Origin of the sequence: Desulfosporosinus sp. FKB (assembly GCF_002196705.1) — a bacterium.
Taxonomy (GTDB): Bacteria; Bacillota; Desulfitobacteriia; order Desulfitobacteriales; family Desulfitobacteriaceae; genus Desulfosporosinus.
This window is the reverse complement of record NZ_NADJ01000039.1, coordinates 462,030-479,577: the sequence shown is the minus strand read 5'-3', so window position 1 is coordinate 479,577 and position 17,548 is coordinate 462,030. Positions and strand designations below refer to the sequence as shown.

The following is a 17,548-nucleotide window of genomic DNA, read 5'->3' as shown; positions in this document are numbered from 1 at the left end:
GGAAGATTTAGGAGGATTACGATGGATAATAATGATATTTTAGTTAGAATAAGATATGCGCTAAATTTAAGAGATACTGAGATGGTCGAGATATTCAAGCTTGGCGGCCTTGAACTAACGGAAGACTTGGTAAAAAAGATGCTCATTAAATCAATGAACCCTTATCGTCATAATGATACGGCTGAAGATCAGGGTGATGTGGAATCTAAGGAAGAAAGAATCAGATGCAAAAATAGTATGTTAGAGTCATTCTTAAATGGTTTAATTACATATAAGCGAGGAAAGCAGGATGAAAAACCAGAGTCTTCTGAAAGTACGGGGCTTAAGAACAATGAAAATCCTAATAATATCCTGCTTAAGAAATTGAAAATAGCGCTCTCCCTTACAAGTGAAGAGATGATAGATATCTTTGCCGAAACAGGAATTATCGTAACAAAAGGAGAACTGGGAGCTCTGTTGCGAAGAGAAGGGCATAAGAATTATAAAGAGTGCGGCGATAAGTATGCTCGAAATTTCTTAAAAGGATTAACGAAAAAATACAGAGGGTAGATTAACGGCGAATTCTTTAGAAAGGAGCAAGGGCATACTCTTCGATGAGGGGTCCATAGATTTGTTCCTTTTTGGCAGCAAAGCCCATGAGGCAGGAGATATGTCTATCGACAATTTTGACGGGGAGGCTAAACAATCAGGCCATATTTATTTTCAAGTGCGTTAAGTCTTTGATACAAAGTCCCAAAGATACTTTTTTAAATTCACGCATCCGTTTTCTTTAAAGTGAACACCTTCGTTGGCTAGGAGCCGTTTTTGATCTGTCCATCCTGGAACTAAACGACCTTGGTGATTCACAACCCGATGGCAGGGGATGTCGTGAGAATCCGGGGCATGATGCAATGCTTGCCCAACCATTCTTGAACATTGTGGGTAACCTGATAAAACGGCGATCATTCCATAAGTGGCGACGTTACCAGGGGGGATATCCCTGACAATATCATAAACTTTATTAGAAAATTCTTTTCTGTTCAATTTAATTCACCTGGCCAATTCTATCTTTTTGCGGCGAGAAGACTCCTATTCTCTTTAGGCGGCGAGATGAATAGCCGCCCCCAAATTATTACCGAACACCAGTTCCGAATTCGTTCTTGTTGTGGTAAAATAACGAATGGTAGCGCTGCGTTTTTTTCGTTTCTATTGTATCATAGTGTACTCGTTCAGCTAAAGCTGAACATCGGTGCTTCGTTGATTGAGGAAAGCGCCTAGCCCATAACAAATTCTATCGCGCTGAAGGATGGACTCTCCCCCACTGAAGCAAGGTAGGAAAATCACTCCACTAGGAGAAGCGGGAGCCTTACGATTGGATGAACTATCGAATAGCCCTTGGCTTGTTTTCTAAGCAATTATTCGGTTAATGTGATCAGGCTGATTAGTTCCGGTTATTATAACATTCGTTGATGAAGGGTAGAATGATATGAGCAATATTGAAGAAGAGATCCGGCGTCGGTTATTCGAGCTTCAGGATCTAAAATACAAAGAGTTTGCGAGCAAACTTATGCCGACAGTGAACCCGGAAACCGTGATCGGCGTCCGCACGCCGGATCTGCGGAAGCTCGCCAGGGAATTTTCCAAAAGGCAGGAGGCTTTGGAGTTTCTTAAAATCCTGCCGCACGCGTATTATGAGGAAAATAACCTGCACGGCTTCCTGATTGAAACGATCAAGGATTATAATGCCGTTGTTGCCGCTGTTGATGAGTTTCTGCCGTACATAGACAACTGGGCAACCTGTGACTTGATTTCACCAAAGATATTTAAAAAGCATCTGCCCGAACTCTTCGAAAAAATCAAAGTCTGGCTGTTATCCGACCGGACCTATACGGTGCGCTTCGGGATTGGAATGCTGATGAGCTTTTATCTCGATGATGCTTTTCAGCAAGAGATGCTTGAGCTTGTGGCGAGTCTCCGGTCGGACGAATACTATGTCAACATGATGATCGCCTGGTATTTCGCAACGGCATTGGCCAAGCAGTATGAAGCGTCCTTGCCGTATATTCAGGAACAGCGTTTGGAGAAGTGGACGCACAATAAAGCTATCCAGAAGGCGATTGAGAGTTACCGGATCAGCGACGAAACAAAGACATACTTGCGGACACTGAAAGTAAAATAAGGCCCAAGGAGGAATAGTAAATGCCTAGCAATCAAAATTTGGATGAAGTCTTGAAATCCCGCCGCTCAATTCGTATGTTTACTGCCGAAACACCTGCTAAGGAGGATATTGAGGCAATTATTCAGGCAGGTGTCTTAGCACCTTTTGCCGCCTTAGCTAACACCGGAAAGGATGGGCGCAAATTTATTGTAATTTCTCGTAATAATCAGCTCCTTACTCAACTAGCGAACGTTGTTAAAAAGAAGGCTGCTGTCCTTGCCGAACAATTCAAGTCACAGCTGGATACCAATCCATTTCTGCAAACTCAAGGTCAAGGATTTCTGAAACGTTTAGAAATGACCGCACAACAAGGTCCTTTAGGTATCGGCAGCGCGCCATATTATATAGTCGTTGCTGAAAAGAAAGGTATTCCGGATGTACAGCACCAGTCCATCTCCTACTGTATGGAAAACATGTGGTTAAAGGCCACGTCGCTCGGACTTGGCTTCCATCTGGTATCAATAACGAGCCAAATGGAGCAGGACAGCGAGTTTTGCGGCTTGTTAAATCTCTCTATGGGTGAGTATAGATTGGATGGTTGTGCAATAGGATATCCTGCTCAAAATCCACCTCAGCCAGCAATGGCTTCAGTTGAAGAAGTAACGACTTGGTTTATTTAGATATGATTAATTGTAAAAGGTCATTTACCAACAGTTCCCATTGCGACACCTCCTGGTACACTAATACTGTTAGTGTAGAAGTGTGGCCGATATTATCGTAAATGGCCCATTAATCCCAACAATATAGGTTTTGCCAGGTTCAAGGCCCGTTGCCATACGGGCCTTTTCGTTTTGAGCAATATCCAGGAGATAACTTTCAGTAATAAATGTTGCCTGCGGTTACTTTATAAAGTAGCGTGGAGATACAGCTTCATAGGAAATGGAGGCTGAATTTTGATATTTCAGAATTGTAACCGATTATGCCGAAAAAGACTCATTTTGACAAAATAGAGAGGATTTATGAAAAAAATGTTGAATATCCAGAGAATATCAGAGATGCATAACAAATAAATAATACATACAACTAACTGTAACAGAGAGGAAGCCGTAGTATGTTCAAGCGACAAAAACTTAACCGAAATATCTTAGCCTTAATTATTGTATCTGTTTTAGTTGCCATAGGAGTTGGCACAATAAACATTTATAAAACTGAAACGAACAGTAAAAATAGTATGGACATTTATACAAAGGCTCTTAATGAAAGCTATGATCAAAATATTCGCTTTGTAACACAGCAAGCCATTAGTATCTTGAATGGGATTTATGCTCAAGAGCAGCAAGGAAAGCTCACGGAAGCACAGGCTAAATATCTGGCGACAACCGTTATGACACAGATGCGTTATGGAGATAAGAATCAAGGCTATTTTTGGGGAGACACTATCGACGGCCTTTGTGTTTTTCATGGAACAAATCAATCACTTTTAGGAACCAATCGAAATAATGCCCAAGATTCCAAGGGTATTTACTATATTCAGGAGATCCGAAAAGCCGCTATCGCTGGTGGAGGCTATGTGAATTATTGGTTTCCCAAAGCAGACCCCAATGATAAGACTCAATACCCTAAACGAGGGTATACATTGGAGTTTAAGCCTTGGCAATGGATCGTTGGAACAGGAAATTATGTGGATGATATTCAAAAGACAATAGCTCAGCGCCAAGCGTCAGTAGATCAGGAAAATCGATTATCGATTACGTATACAATTGCAGGAATGTTATTGGTAATACTTGTTTCCATAGGCTTCTCATTGATCGTTAACCGTAAATTAACAAAACAACTAGAGCCGATGGCGGAAACTGCTATTCAAGTTGCCAATGGAAAACTTAACGTTCCTGAAATTAAAGCGGAAGGCGACGATGCCATTGGGCGTTTAGGTAACTCTTTGAACACAATGTCAAAACAATTACGAGAACTTGTTCAAAGAGTTAGTTTATCGTCAGAACAAGTTGCTTCGACATCAAACGAACTGAGTATTGGAGCAGAGCAATCGGCTCAGGCATCCAACCAAATTACCTTGGCGATAACTGATGTCTTCCATGGAACTGAGAAGCAGCTTGCAGTCGTCGAAAAATCAAGAGAGGTTGTTAGCAACATTATGGATGGCATCAATAAAATGTTATCTTATTCCCAAGAAGTTGTGAGCACATCGGAAAAAGCCACTGAAGCAGCTCTCCAGGGAAGTAATGCTATTGACCAAACGATTGAACAAATGAATACAATCGAAAAAATAGTGGGTGCCTCTGCAGAAGTCATACAAGAACTGGGCGACGAGTCGAAAGAGATAAGCCAGATTGTGGAAATGATATCGGGTATTGCCTCACAGACCAATTTACTGGCACTGAATGCCGCTATTGAAGCGGCACAGGCAGGAGAACAAGGTAAAGGGTTCGCTGTAGTAGCTGAAGAGGTAAGAAAGCTCGCTGAACAATCCGGTCAAGCTGTCCACCAAATCGCGGAATTAATTTCAGCGGTTCAAAGTAACACTCAAAAAGCGGTAACAACCATGGGTCAGGGGACCAAAGAGGTGTCTGCGGGTATGGATGTCGTAAGAAGTGCCGGGCAAACATTTAAAGAAATCAGTGAACTAGTGAGTTCAACATCTGTTGAAATACGGGGAATTTCTGAAGAAATAAAGCGTACAGCGTCTGGAAGCACTCAAATTGTCGATGCAATTCAAGAACTGGATAGGGTGAGTCAAACCATCGTGAACCAAACACAGACGGTCTCTGCATCTACACAAGAACAAGCTGCTTCGATAGAACAAATCGCAACAGGGAGCAAAATGCTTTCTGATATGGCCCAAGAGCTAAAAGCTGCTACAGAAACGTTTCAAGTTTAATCTGTTGTATGAATACAATCAGGAAAAAGGACTGAATTTTGATTTCAGTCCTTTTTTGGACTACCAATCTTTACGCCTCGTGTGTACTCCCCAAAAAGCCTCGTTTAGTTTATTCTCATTGGGTGTCACCATTATTGGTAAATTCGCAAACTTAAATTTATAATGTTATTGATTAAGTCGCTATGGGTAATGCGAAGACTATTTATTGACCAGAGGGAGATGATGATATTGGACGTAATGTGTATAAAATACCAACGGGTGCGTGCTATAAGTGCATACCAGGAACTAATTGTGCTATAGCTAATGTGCAACAGACTATGACAGCAGAGGACGCTTGGACAGATATTTTGAAAAAACTCCACCGAATGCTGGGTATGCTCCTAACACTGAATATGGTTTGAATTTTGAGTATTATCCAAGTAGTAATGGATGAAATTACCAGCTGTGGACACCTATAATAAAGAGGTATTAAACTATGTGTCAAAAAAAGACCCAAAGATTCCTTGATAAGACGATGATGCCTTCATCTTCTGAAATAAATATGCTGTTAGGTAATGAAGCCGTTGAGAGGCTGACAAAACTTGAAACATTTTTGCATAATAATTATGACATAATACGTGAGCTAAAATTCCCATTCGGTAACAACTATGGGTGGGGATATAAATATAGCCACAAAAATAAACTTTTATGTTATGTGTTTTTTGAAAAAGATTCATTTACCGTTACAATTACAATAGGTAAGAGTGAAGTGCAAAGATTATCTCAAGAGTTAAATAATATGCTCCCTAAAACAAAGGAATTATGGGAAAATCGTTATCCATGTGGTGAAGGCGGTTGGGTACATTATCGGTTGGAAGATGACAATGAACTGTTAGATATTCAAAAACTCATTAATATTAAGAGAAAAATCAAACACAAATAATTGGCAGGAAACCATGTTGTTGGATAAGATTATAAGGGGCACGTTCTCTAACTCAGGGAGGACATATATTCAAAAGGTGTTATTCCATATATGCATTTAAAATGCTTATTTAAGTGTGTTAAATCAACAAAACCACATTCTGCTACTGCCAAATAGACATCTTTGTTTTTTTCTATTAATTGCTTTGCACGTTCTACCTTGCAGTTTAGAAAATATTGATATGGCGAAATTCCAGTATTCGCTTTAAACATCCTGATGAACTGAAATTTCGAAATATCAAGTTCCTTACAGATGTCATCAAGTCTTAGTACATTTTCCAGACTGCAATGAATCATATCCTTTGCTTTTCTGGTTAAATGATTATCCTTCTTGTAACTTATATACAGATTGGGTTGAGTAAAGCTATCCGAAAGAGATAATAGCAATTCACTGCATAATGCTTCATCTTTTCCGCTTAATATTGCACAAGAAAGGTTTAAGATTATTTGTTGAAGCCTGTAATTATATACAATCGGAGAAGAGAAGCGAACTATATCCTTTTTTTTAAGAATCTCTAAAAATATTTTTGGCTCAATATATACCATAACATAATCAAGCCCTGTCTTATCATGTGCCATACCGTCATGGGGTTGCTCCGGGTTAAAAAGCATGACGCCATTTTGATATGACAACTGTAAACTTCCATCCAACTTATACTCCTGAATACCCCGCAATGTTACACCTAATGCATACTCCTTATGGGAGTGCTTTTTATATTTGAAATCAGTAAAGCTTGCTGACAACGCAGTAATGCCCGCTGATTTTTTATATATAAATCTTTCCGTATGAATCACCTCTTAATTAGCTCAACTATCCCAGATGCAATTATGGCGGAATAAACTATAAATAATGCCATAATTACATTAACGGTTTTTTGATATTTCTGCAAAAATTCCTTGAACACTACCCCAAAGAAAACCCATGTAACAAATGCGCAAAAGCCGATAATTGTTATAGACGCAGTAAATGCTGCAAGCGCAGGCGGAGCAGTATAGTATGGCATAACAAAGCTTGGAATTACTGTCATTGTAAATAGTACAACTTTTGGATTTATAAACTGCATAAGAAAACCCGAAATAAAAGTAGCAGTTTGTAACTCATTAGCCGACTCTGATATATCCATTCTGTATATTTTATAAGCAAGATAGAGCATATAAAAGCTTCCAAGTACCTGCATAACAATCAAAATCATTGGTATTACTGCTAGAAGTACAGTATTTAACACAGTAGAGATACTAAGTAATAAACCAAAAGCAATCGTTGCACCACATGAATATTCCATTGCCTTTTTTGTCCCCAAATTATGTGCTATGGACAATATAACAATATTTGTAGGCCCAGGTGTAAATGTAACAATAACACAGTATATTAAAAAAGATGTAATATTCATGAAGAAACCCCTTTCAGGAATTTTTTCATGATTATACATTTTAAAATTAAAGGCAGATAGTACATTATTGCAGAGTTATAAACTTACCATACGAACGAGAACAACTAGCAATAATGCTTAAACCCTTCAGCATGTGGGCATCACGATCAGAAGGCTTTAGTTCAGAGGCCACAGTTTGTTTCCTATTAATAATTTAAGGAGTGCGTATTAAGTATGGATATTCGGCTTGCTGAAAAGAAACATGAACAGGCCATTTTTGAATGTGTATATATGTCTTATAGCGTGTACATTGAAAGAATGTGTAAAAAGCCCGCTCCTATGCTTTCAGATTATTCTAAACTTATTGAGGAGAATGTTGTTTATATAGCAACAGATTCGGAAGAATTTATGGGCATTATTGTCTTTTTCCCAAAAGGGAATTCCCTATTTATCGAAAATGTGGCAGTTCACCCAGATTTCCAAGGAAGGGGAATTGGACGTAAATTAATTGAGTTTGCTTTAAATTTTGCTAGAAAAGCGGGTTTGCAAGAAGTCAATCTTTACACTAACGAGTTAATGACTGAAAATATTAGGTACTATCATGGGCTAGGGTTTGTCGAAGTGGGACGCCGATTAGAAGACGGTTACAGACGAGTGTATTTTGCAAAATCTTTATAACCTAAAATATTCTTTGCATTTTTCTTATTCGTGACCCATTGGGATAGTTAGAAGCATATCCCTTAAGTCGACTGGCGATAGATATAAAAAAACTGATTTACTTTGGATAACGGGAATAAAAAATGGATACCATTCCTTAATTTATATCCATATCAGGAGGCACGATACCTATAAGTGCTATTTTTAAGGAAAAATATTAATTCGTGATATGCATAGAATGCGAGGTTATAATGTCGCCTTACGAAAAATATCTGAAACTAAATATTGACAGCTCTCGCATTGGCTTGGAGCGTAACGAGAGCGAAAGCAACTATTTCTGCACGCCAAAGGGTGCGAAAGTGATCGGCTGGACAGGTGTGGATGGTATCCACTATTGCTTCGTACGGTGGATGATGTGGAATGGCGCATGGTGTTTCATGAAAAATGCCGCGAAGATATTAAGATGGAGATAAGATAAGTGTGATATAGATTTCATAGATTATGAGCATATGGGTTGTTGGAATATTTTAATTGTATTCCACATTATTCATATATTGGTTAGGCCAATAATGGTAAGCTTCCAAAAGGCAGGGGTTGAAGAGAGCAAAGTAGCATAATGTGAATTATTGAAGGTGAATTAAAGGAGTAAGAACATGGCAGATGAACATATATCAATAAAAGAAATGTGGGTGAATTATTTAATATCAATAGGCGAAGAAATTGTGGGTACAAACAAAAATTATACATCTTGGCATTTTGTGACAATGAGAAAAGTGCTGATGTTTTAGCAGAGTTAGTAAAACAGGGTATTAAAAGAGCAACAACGGGATTGTATTATTCGTACGAAATAACAGGTGAAACATTACCTAAAGTTGGAGACCTTAGTATTATTGTAGACTGGCAAGGTTCGGCTCAGTGCATTATAAAGACAACAAAAGTGACTTTATTATCATTTAATGAAGTAACCGAGGAATTTGAAATGGTATACAAATAGATTCGCATTATCGATATGCTAGTTAGGTTAATAATGGGGAGTATATCCTTTAAGGAAGTATTCATATTTTGACGAATAGTTGAATGCGTAGAGATTAGTTTCCGGTTCCCTGATAAAAGCTTTCTTTAATCAGGGAACCTTATTTTCTAGGACTTGTCAGATATGATGACCCACTTGTCATACAATAAATTAAGCCGGTCTTCAATAGCCTCCCGTTCATGCTGGAACGAGGCAAGTTCTGATGAGTCGGAAGAAATTACAGGGGCAGACATTTGAGCCTCAATATCAAGAAGTTGTTGTTCCAGTGCGGCTATTTCCTTTTCTAGTTGAGCGGCTGATTTACACAGATGGGTTTCCTTTGCAACAGATGCTTTAACTTGCTGCCCCCGTTCACTAGCAAGGTTTGCCGGACTGTCTGTTTTACTTGCGATTTTAATAATTTGTTTCGCCTTTCTTTCCAGATAGTCATTATAATTGCCCAAGTGGGCAGTAACCTCACCTTGGTCAAGCACCCAGACCTTATGAGCCAAACGATTGATAAAATACCGGTCGTGAGAGACTGCCAGCAGTGTGCCGGGAAATTCGGCCAATGCTTCTTCCAGCGCTTCACGCGAATCAATATCCAGGTGATTAGTTGGCTCATCGAGCAATAACAGGTTTGGCTTTTGATACATGAGTAATGCCAGCTGCAACCGGCTCCATTCTCCGCCGGACAAACTGTTAATCTTCTTAAAAACATCGGAACCGTAGAAGAGAAATTTCGCTAACTGTTTTCTCGCCTCACCTTCATCCATTTCCAGTTCTGCACGGAAATACTGAAGGACGGTTTGGTCGGATTTGAGCGGTGCACTGTCTTGGGAGAGGTATCCGATGTCAACTCGTGAGCCAAGGCGTATTTCACCGTGATCTGGGTTTCCCTGATCTAAGATCAATTTCAGAAGAGTACTTTTACCGCAGCCGTTTTTGCCGATGAGGATGATCCGTTCGCCGTAAAATAGTTGGGCACTGACTTGACTGAAAAGCAAGCGGTTAGCATAGGATTTGCTGATTCCCTCCAGCGAAATCACTTGTTTCCCGGAACGGTCACTTTGTTCAAGATTCAGGTCGATTTTTTTGCGTTCTAAGATCGGTCTCTTTAATTTAATCATGCGATCTAAGGCCTTTTGCATAGATGCGGCGCGGCGGTGAAAACCGGGATTCGGTGGATTGGAGCGGTTGCCCCACTCAATTAATTGTTTGATGGATTCCTGCATCTTTTTGATCTTTTTCTGTTGTTCTTGATAATTTGCAAACTCTGAGAGCAGGCGGCTCTCTTTTTCTTTCTGATAGGCGGTATAGTTCGTTTGATAAGTTACAGCTTCTCCGTCTTCCAGCTCGATAGTTTTAGTTATCACTTTATCTAAAAAGTAACGGTCATGAGAAACAACGATGACAGTGCCCCTATAGTTATTTAAAAAAATCTCAAGCCATTCAATGGAGGACATATCCAGGTGATTGGTTGGTTCGTCCAGCAATAAAACATCAGGCTGCGTCAATAGTAAGGCTGTTAAACCTACCTTCGTTTTTTCTCCGCCGGATAAAGAAGGAAATGGCCGTGGATAGTAATCCGCCGTGATACCGAGTCCGTTGGCAATCCCGTCGATGCGGGAAGAGATTTGGTAACCACCAGCCTCTTCGAACTTCTCCTGAAGTTTGCCATATTCCAGTATAAGCTGACTAAGGTTATTATTCTCTGCGTTGATGGGGTCGGACATTTTTTGTTCTAATCGTTCTAGCTGCTGCTGCCACTTCTTTACTTCTTGAAAGCACTGTTCCAATACGTCATAGACGCTCATTTTGGCGTCATATTCAGGGACCTGTGCTAAGAACCCAATCTTGGTATTTTTGCGTATGGCGATTAGCCCTTGTTCAGGTTGAAGGGATCCTATGATTAATTTTAAAATTGTAGACTTTCCTGTTCCATTACGGCCTATTAGACCTACTCGTTCTCCTTGCTTGATTTCAAAGGAGACGTCAGTAAGCACTTCATTGGAGCCAAAAGATAGTTTAGTGTGTTGAAAATCAATAATCATGTTCATTCTCCTCCGGGGAAACGACACTTATACCGATTTAAGCATAAAAAAACCGCAGGGAAATGTCCCTACGGTCGCAGCTTCAAATTTTTGTTGCGGTTATGGTAGGTGTGTCATTTCGCAATTTTGTTGATCCATACTCAGTTGCCTAAAAATGGGCATAGCTATCCCGTTAAATGAAACTGCATGCATGATTCCAAAGATTGCTATTGGCAACTGTTCAAGACGGAGCATTGCAAAATCGCGATTCATCCTACCACACCTCCTTCACTGAATTACTATGAATATAGTAACATAATCCTTGTGGAAGAATCAACCAGATTCTTAGACTAATAAAAAGGTGCAGGCAGTATTTTTTTGCCTGCCTTTCTTTATCTTTAAGTCCTTAATGCTAGCCGTAAGATGTCCCTCAGATAAAAGATTGGAAATAGATCATCCGAGAGATTCCCTATCTTTTTCGTAAATTTTACGTTTAACCAATCGTAAGACTTCCACTTCTACAAGTGTGAGTGGTTCCCATACCTGCTTCGGTGGGGTAGAGTCCATCCTTCCAACGCGATAGCATTTGTTATGGGCTAGGCGCTTTCGTCACCGAAGCCCCGATGTTCAACTTTAGTTGAACGAGTTCACTGGTTTAGCTCTAAAATATGATTTGCTTTAATGAATAATTTCAGTTATGATATTAATGAGTTAGGTACATGTGATAACCTTACTTGCGATGGAGCTCGCTATTGCATTGCATAATGCTGATGGCTCCTACTGAAACTATTTCAGTAGGAGCCATTTTATTTTTTTAGGAAGGAGTAAAGACGTTGAATATTTTAGTCATTGCATTAGGGGGCGCTTTAGGGGCATTGTCCCGCTATGGTCTCGGATTATGGGTATCTGGTAAATGGAGCCAGGGTTTTCCATTAGGCACTTTTATAATTAATATTACCGGGGCTTTCTTATTAGGATTTCTGAACATATTATTTATAGAAAAATTATCAATAAGTCCATTATGGCGTCTTGGCATAGGCATAGGGTTCCTGGGAGCTTACACAACCTTTTCTACATTTAGTTATGAAACTATTATGTTACTTGAAGGTGGCAGTTTACTTACAGCAGGCCTATATACAGTTTCAACTGTAATCATTGGATTTGCTGGAGCTGCATTAGGAGTGGGACTTGCCCGTTTAGTTTAATTCTTATTTTTGCAGTTTGATGTTCACAATTGTAAATAACTTAATTAAAAAAGGAGGCTTGTTTAAATATGCTAGGGAAAGCCAAATTATTAAAAGTTTATCTGGGAGAAAGTGAACGGTATAAACATAAACCTCTTTATCAGTATTTAGTTTACTGGCTCAAAGAAAAAGGAATAGGAGGGGTTACGGTCAGTCGAGGTATCGAAGGTTATGGACAGGATAAAGTACTTCGAACTGCACGTTTATTAGAGTTATCCTCCGATTTACCAATGATATTAGAAATTGTAGATGTCGCTGAAAAAATTGATCCTCTAATTCCTGAAATTTGTTCAATGGTCCCAAAAGGTTTAGTTTTTTCTACAGATATACAGGTTTACAAACATGGAAAAGAACAGTAGCCAAGAAGGTCAGCCCTGGTTTCCAAATTCAACTTCTCGTTGCATGTAGTTCATTCAGATAGTCATAAACTTGGTGGACATTTATTTGCCTTGGCCGGGGGAAAACTCATTAAATTCATGAGTTAATCGCTCGAAATAAGGGGGGATAACGTCTGTTTAACATAGTAGTTTTAGGAATCGTTAGCTTATTGACGGACATAAGTTCGGAAATGGTATATCCACTCATACCGATCTTTTTGACTGCTACGCTTGGAGCTAGTCCGGCAATTGTTGGTGTAATTGAAGGAATCGCTGAGAGCATCGCCAGCCTGTTAAAGGTATTTTCAGGTTATTGGGGAGATAAGACTAAGAAGAAAAAGGAATTGGCAATTGTCGGCTATGGGAGTTCACTCCTGGGGAAAGTTGTACTTGTCTTTGCTGGTTCCTGGGGTGGGGTATTAATTTCACGAGTGATTGATCGCTTGGGTAAAGGGATAAGGACTGCTCCCCGCGATGCCCTCATTGCTGAATCCGCTAAAGCCGAAGCCCGTGGCCATGCCTTCGGCTTACACAGAGCGATGGATACCTTTGGAGCGGCACTAGGAGTCACGATTGCCTATTTTCTTTTAATCGGAAATATAAGCAACTACAAACGAATTTTCTTATTCTCAATGATACCGGCTTTTCTGGGAGTAGTTACACTATTTATTGTCCGGCAACCTCATGAAATAAGTACTGATAAGAAGAAATTATCTTTTGCATGGTCATCTTTAGATGCTAAACTTAAAGCCTTTTTAATATTAGCTTTTATATTTAATCTGGGTAATTCATCCAATCAATTTCTTTTACTTAGAGCCAGTAAGCTGGGTGCTTCTGCACCGTTAGTTGTCTTACTATATTTGGCCTATAACATAAGTTACGGCATTTTATCTTATCCTATGGCCAGATTGTCTGATTTCATAGGCCGCAGGCGTATTCTTGTTGGTGGTTACTTCATCTACGCTTTTGTATACCTTGGGTTTGCCTTAGTAACTCATATTACTGCTCTTTGGCCACTGTTTGTTGTTTATGGATTTTATATTGCCTTTACTGAAGGAGTGGAAAAGGCTTTATTGACGGATATAGCACCTAGCCACTTACGAGGTACTGTCATTGGTTTGCATGCAACTTTGGTTGGCTTGGCATTGTTACCTGCTTCCTTATTCGCTGGACTCTTATGGGATATTCTGGGCGCTTCAGCACCTTTCTATTTTGGAGCAAGCATGGGCCTGTTGGCAGCTGTCGGGTTATTCGTGATTTTGAAAGAATAGGATGCAGACAACAAACAACAGTTGCGTGACGAATAAGAAGGACAATTACAATAGTATAGAGGAAAAAGCCGTGGATAATCTTTGAAGAAGTCCGTCATCCTTTTCGACTTTGGATGAAGGGGTAATAAAAACTCACTTCAAAAAATCGACTTTCTGAACACCCTCATCTCAATGTTCGATAAGAACAGGACCGGCTGGCATTGTTTTTCTAATCATCAGTTTGAACGCCTCAGTGGCAGTTATCGCGGGGATATTAAGCATAATCAAAAAATGTTTCAGTGGCATTTTGGGCGAACCACTACCTACACTATAAATTGGCGTTGAAGGGATTAGTCCCCCAAATGGTCGATGAATCCTATACTCCACAAATATGTCCTGTTTGTGGGAGAAGAAAGAAAACCACCTCTAGAAATTACAGGTGTACTTGTGGATTTCGAGAACACCGGGATATACGGAGCCAAGAATATCTTGGGCAATCACAAATATGGGGTGTTTCGAGAATCATATGTAGAAGAGTCAAAGTATCTACGGATTGCCTAAGGTAAGAAGTAGTAGATACTATAAACCTGGCCTGTATGCAGAAATTGCATAGAGTTGCCGGCCTTACCGAAATGATGGACTCACGCCTATTGGGTGAGGCATCTCTAACGAGATACCCTTGAGATATGCATTTTGGGCTTGCTGAAAGCTCCTATCTCTCAGTGAAGTGTAGGTAGGAGAGGTTCACAATTAGGCGATAAATCTTGATTTCGGTGAAATTGGAGTTTTCATGTATCGGTGTTGATAATGTCTAGAATGTCTAGCAAATTATTAATTTTAAGGTGACTGGTAATAAAAATGGATAAATATTAATCATTATAATTTTCGGATAATAAGATAACGAAAAGCTATTAACATAGAGGCAAGAACTTGAAGGAATGCAATAATTTAGTGCAGAAAGCTAAACATCATGGACCTCGAACTCTTACTGAATCGTCTGCCGAGCGACTAGGCATTTTATAAACGAGTACAAAGGATAATCAATCATTATATAAATTTAATATAAGAGGAGCCGATTCTATGATTAAAATTCCAGAGAAAATGATGTTTGCAAACTTGCCAACAAGGATTGAAAAACTAGAAAGGTTATCGCAAAAACTGGGTGGACCCAACATCTATATAAAAAGAGATGACCAAACAGGAACTGAGGTATCTGGTAATAAAATAAGAAAACTCGAATTTTCTGTAAAGGAAGCTCTTAATCAAGGGTGTGATGTACTTATTACCTGTGGAGGGTCTCAATCTAATCACTGTAGAGCCACGGCGGCAGTAGCTTCAAGAATTGGAATAAAATCAGTTCTTGTTTTAAAAGGGGACGCAGAGATAGAATCAGATGGCAACTTGTTAATAGATAAGCTTTTGGGTGCTGAGATTTACTTTATCACCCCAGATGAATATAAAAATATTAGAACTGAAGTTATGGAAAAAATCAAGTTAGAATTAGAGGAGCAGGGGTGTAAACCTTATATCATACCAGAAGGCGCATCTAATGGAATTGGTGGCTTTGGATACTATAATGCCATGGTGGAAATTATTTCTCAGGAAAAAGAGCTGGGTGTTCATTTTGATAGAATTGTACTGGCAGTAGGTTCTGGTGGAACTCATTCTGGACTGTTCCTAGCAAGTAAATCACTAGGGTATACTGGTGAAATCTATGGCATCAACATTTGTGAAGATGAGGAACACTTCAAAAATGAGATTTACAAAATTTCACATGAAAGTATGCAATATCTCAATGTGAATTTACATTTTTCAAAAGACGAAATTCATATCATAGATGGATATGTGGGCGGAGGTTATTCATTGAGCAGACCAGAAGAGCTTCGCTTTATTCATGAATTCGCTAAACTAGAGGGAATCATTTTAGATCCCGTATATACTGGTAAAGCAATGTTTGGACTAGTAGAAGAAATTAAAAAGGGAACCTTTAGAAACAGCAAAAATATCCTATTTATTCATACTGGCGGAGTCCTAGGATTGTTTCCTCAAAAACACTTATTTACGTTTTAAATTAGCCTATAAATGTTGGTTCTATTTTGAACATTTTTCTTCTCGCAGAAGGAAAATGAAGCAAATTATTCTTTCTCTGAAGACCCAATACAAAACATGTTTAATAAGTATAAAGGCTAATTTGACTTCTGCCAATTCTTATTCGAGCTGTATTGGTAGGCGGCAAATTCTAAGAGGGTAAAATAATATGTATGATATTTTAAATATGGTAATTGCATTAATAATAAGTACGGTTATTATTAATGTTCTTATGAATTTTAATAATACTAAGCGTATTGATTTTGTGGGATTCCTTGAATATTTATGGAAGAAAATCAAGAGAGCTTATAGATAGGTTGCATTTAAAATTTGCCTTGTACGACATTGTCGATATTGATAGTGACACAAGATTTAGCCATTTTCATGAGATGAGATAATTGCCGAGTAGTAAGTCAGTTTATCTGAAATGTGTGCCAAATAGAGGAGGAGTTCCGATGGCTTTTTTAGTGTATCTACTGCCAGTTTCTTGTTTCCTTTTTGTAAATAATCTAGTTTCTGTTATTGAGAAGGTGCATAAGGATGACAAAAATACTGGTTTCAACACAATTGGTTCAACCCTTGGACTTCTTTTGATAACAGGAGCTATTATTGCCACTCAATCGTGAATTGTTTCTTATATAGTGTCACTCATTGTTATGTTTTATAAGTGGAGGACTAAGTTAACACTTAATATTTTATAGCGAGGCCCCAATATATTTTAGAATGAGGTATATGTTTGTGAAATCAGATTATAGTCCGCTAAACTTAAATCAGATTAATGATTTCTTAGAACGAAATAATGTAGATGCTTTGGATATTCAAGATATTGGGAATTACACAGTCATTTTGTACCAAACACTTGAAGAGCAAGGAGATTGGCGATTAACTTCTGACCAAAATGGTATGATATCTGCAAGTCATGGATATTCAAACAATAATTCTGATATAGCTAAAGTTTCAGTTGGATTTTCTAAGGGTGGTGGAAGGGGAATCGGTAATATTAGCTATATTTCATTAATAATTAACGATAATGAAATTTTGGAAGCTGCTGATAGATTAGTTGTTAACAACAAAAATCATAGTAGCGAGGAATTGGTAAATAATAGAAGAGGAATAATTATATCAGATTTTGAAGACGAAAGTTCAGAAGAATTAATTATTACCTTATTAGATAAAACAGGGAATATGTTGTTTTGTTATAAAAGACCAACGATTGGAAACAAAGTCATTGATAAAATCAACGACTTAAAGAAAGGTAGTAACTCAATGCAGAATGCTGAATCTCAATGTGTACTTAAACATCTGCCGTTAGAAAGCAATTAATGGCAGCGATAACAATAGATCTGGAAGAAATTACAAGTTCTTAATATCCCTGCAATTCCACCAAAAATAAAAACAGGGAGCAATTATCCTAAGTTGCATTTTTTAAGCAAGTAGGATTAGCAATCTAGGGATTGACTTCTAAAAGGAGGACTGTTTTGGTTCACTTTAGACCATTTGAAGAAACATATTCATCAGCAAAGC

The 17,548-nt window shown here is 38.7% G+C and carries 19 protein-coding genes; 14 read left to right on the top strand and 5 right to left on the bottom strand.

Features of this window, described 5'->3' with window-relative positions; translation table 11 throughout:
- The first annotated feature begins 15 nt into the window (after positions 1-15).
- Complete coding sequence (locus B5Y67_RS21020; protein ID WP_088228330.1) at positions 16-549, top strand: DUF1456 family protein; 534 nt, start codon at positions 16-18, stop codon at positions 547-549.
- A gap of 162 nt (positions 550-711) precedes the next feature.
- On the opposite strand, the gene B5Y67_RS21015 is transcribed toward B5Y67_RS21020, so the two are convergent.
- Positions 712-1,023, bottom strand: coding sequence for a methylated-DNA--[protein]-cysteine S-methyltransferase (locus tag B5Y67_RS21015; protein WP_088228329.1), 312 nt, complete (start codon positions 1,021-1,023; stop codon positions 712-714).
- Between the two features lie 442 nt (positions 1,024-1,465).
- Between B5Y67_RS21015 and B5Y67_RS21010 the strand changes: the two genes are divergently transcribed.
- The 4 genes from B5Y67_RS21010 to B5Y67_RS20995 all read left to right on the top strand — a co-directional run bounded on the left by B5Y67_RS21010 (position 1,466) and on the right by B5Y67_RS20995 (position 5,955).
- On the top strand, positions 1,466-2,158 hold the full coding sequence (locus B5Y67_RS21010) for a DNA alkylation repair protein (RefSeq protein WP_088228328.1): 693 nt from the start codon (positions 1,466-1,468) through the stop codon (positions 2,156-2,158).
- Positions 2,159-2,178: 20 nt separating this feature from the next.
- Complete coding sequence (locus tag B5Y67_RS21005; RefSeq protein WP_088228327.1) at positions 2,179-2,817, top strand: nitroreductase family protein; 639 nt, start codon at positions 2,179-2,181, stop codon at positions 2,815-2,817.
- Between the two features lie 431 nt (positions 2,818-3,248).
- Positions 3,249-5,033, top strand: coding sequence for a methyl-accepting chemotaxis protein (locus B5Y67_RS21000; protein WP_088228326.1), 1,785 nt, complete (start codon positions 3,249-3,251; stop codon positions 5,031-5,033).
- A 475-nt stretch (positions 5,034-5,508) separates the two neighbouring features.
- Entirely contained in the window at positions 5,509-5,955 is a 447-nt protein-coding gene (locus B5Y67_RS20995) for a DUF3788 domain-containing protein (protein ID WP_088228325.1), read from the top strand.
- Between the two features lie 47 nt (positions 5,956-6,002).
- On the opposite strand, the gene B5Y67_RS20990 is transcribed toward B5Y67_RS20995, so the two are convergent.
- Positions 6,003-6,788: an AraC family transcriptional regulator gene (locus B5Y67_RS20990; protein WP_242976065.1), complete on the bottom strand. Its 786-nt coding sequence runs from the start codon at positions 6,786-6,788 to the stop codon at positions 6,003-6,005.
- Positions 6,785-7,384: a LysE family transporter gene (locus tag B5Y67_RS20985; protein ID WP_088228324.1), complete on the bottom strand. Its 600-nt coding sequence runs from the start codon at positions 7,382-7,384 to the stop codon at positions 6,785-6,787. Before B5Y67_RS20985 ends, B5Y67_RS20990 begins: the two co-directional genes overlap by 4 nt.
- A 213-nt stretch (positions 7,385-7,597) precedes the next feature.
- On the opposite strand from B5Y67_RS20985, the gene B5Y67_RS20980 reads away from it, so the two are divergent.
- From B5Y67_RS20980 to B5Y67_RS20970, 3 genes are all read left to right on the top strand, one after another.
- Complete coding sequence (locus B5Y67_RS20980) at positions 7,598-8,041, top strand: GNAT family N-acetyltransferase (RefSeq protein ID WP_207652433.1); 444 nt, start codon at positions 7,598-7,600, stop codon at positions 8,039-8,041.
- Positions 8,042-8,673: 632 nt separating this feature from the next.
- Positions 8,674-8,808, top strand: a complete 135-nt coding sequence (locus B5Y67_RS26275; RefSeq protein ID WP_282432803.1) for a hypothetical protein — start codon at positions 8,674-8,676, stop codon at positions 8,806-8,808.
- On the top strand, positions 8,769-9,014 hold the full coding sequence (locus B5Y67_RS20970) for an ASCH domain-containing protein (RefSeq protein ID WP_242976081.1): 246 nt from the start codon (positions 8,769-8,771) through the stop codon (positions 9,012-9,014). Before B5Y67_RS26275 ends, B5Y67_RS20970 begins: the two co-directional genes overlap by 40 nt.
- Positions 9,015-9,160: 146 nt before the next feature.
- On the opposite strand, the gene abc-f is transcribed toward B5Y67_RS20970, so the two are convergent.
- Positions 9,161-11,086, bottom strand: a complete 1,926-nt coding sequence (gene abc-f / locus B5Y67_RS20965; RefSeq protein ID WP_088228322.1) for a ribosomal protection-like ABC-F family protein — start codon at positions 11,084-11,086, stop codon at positions 9,161-9,163.
- A 99-nt stretch (positions 11,087-11,185) separates the two neighbouring features.
- Positions 11,186-11,338 carry an RAxF-45 family protein gene (locus tag B5Y67_RS25470; RefSeq protein ID WP_170932762.1) on the bottom strand — a complete coding sequence of 51 codons (153 nt, stop codon included), beginning with the start codon at positions 11,336-11,338 and terminating at the stop codon, positions 11,186-11,188.
- Positions 11,339-11,898: 560 nt separating this feature from the next.
- Here B5Y67_RS25470 and crcB point away from each other — a divergent pair.
- The 6 genes from crcB to B5Y67_RS20935 all read left to right on the top strand — a co-directional run bounded on the left by crcB (position 11,899) and on the right by B5Y67_RS20935 (position 17,347).
- Positions 11,899-12,270, top strand: coding sequence for a fluoride efflux transporter CrcB (gene crcB, locus B5Y67_RS20960; protein WP_088228321.1), 372 nt, complete (start codon positions 11,899-11,901; stop codon positions 12,268-12,270).
- Positions 12,271-12,338: 68 nt separating this feature from the next.
- Positions 12,339-12,668 (top strand): DUF190 domain-containing protein, encoded by a 330-nt coding sequence (locus B5Y67_RS20955; RefSeq protein ID WP_088228320.1) that lies wholly within the window; start codon positions 12,339-12,341, stop codon positions 12,666-12,668.
- Positions 12,669-12,820: 152 nt separating this feature from the next.
- Complete coding sequence (locus tag B5Y67_RS20950) at positions 12,821-13,957, top strand: MFS transporter (RefSeq protein ID WP_088228319.1); 1,137 nt, start codon at positions 12,821-12,823, stop codon at positions 13,955-13,957.
- 1,059 nt (positions 13,958-15,016) lie between these two features.
- Positions 15,017-16,006 carry a D-cysteine desulfhydrase family protein gene (locus B5Y67_RS20940; RefSeq protein ID WP_088228317.1) on the top strand — a complete coding sequence of 330 codons (990 nt, stop codon included), beginning with the start codon at positions 15,017-15,019 and terminating at the stop codon, positions 16,004-16,006.
- 473 nt (positions 16,007-16,479) lie between these two features.
- A complete protein-coding gene (locus tag B5Y67_RS25465) occupies positions 16,480-16,650 on the top strand; it encodes a hypothetical protein (protein WP_170932760.1) in 171 nt (56 codons plus the stop codon).
- Positions 16,651-16,762: 112 nt separating this feature from the next.
- The gene (locus tag B5Y67_RS20935) at positions 16,763-17,347 is read left to right on the top strand and encodes a hypothetical protein (protein ID WP_088228316.1); all 585 of its coding nucleotides are present in this window, start codon (positions 16,763-16,765) and stop codon (positions 17,345-17,347) included.
- Positions 17,348-17,548: the final 201 nt, after the last annotated feature.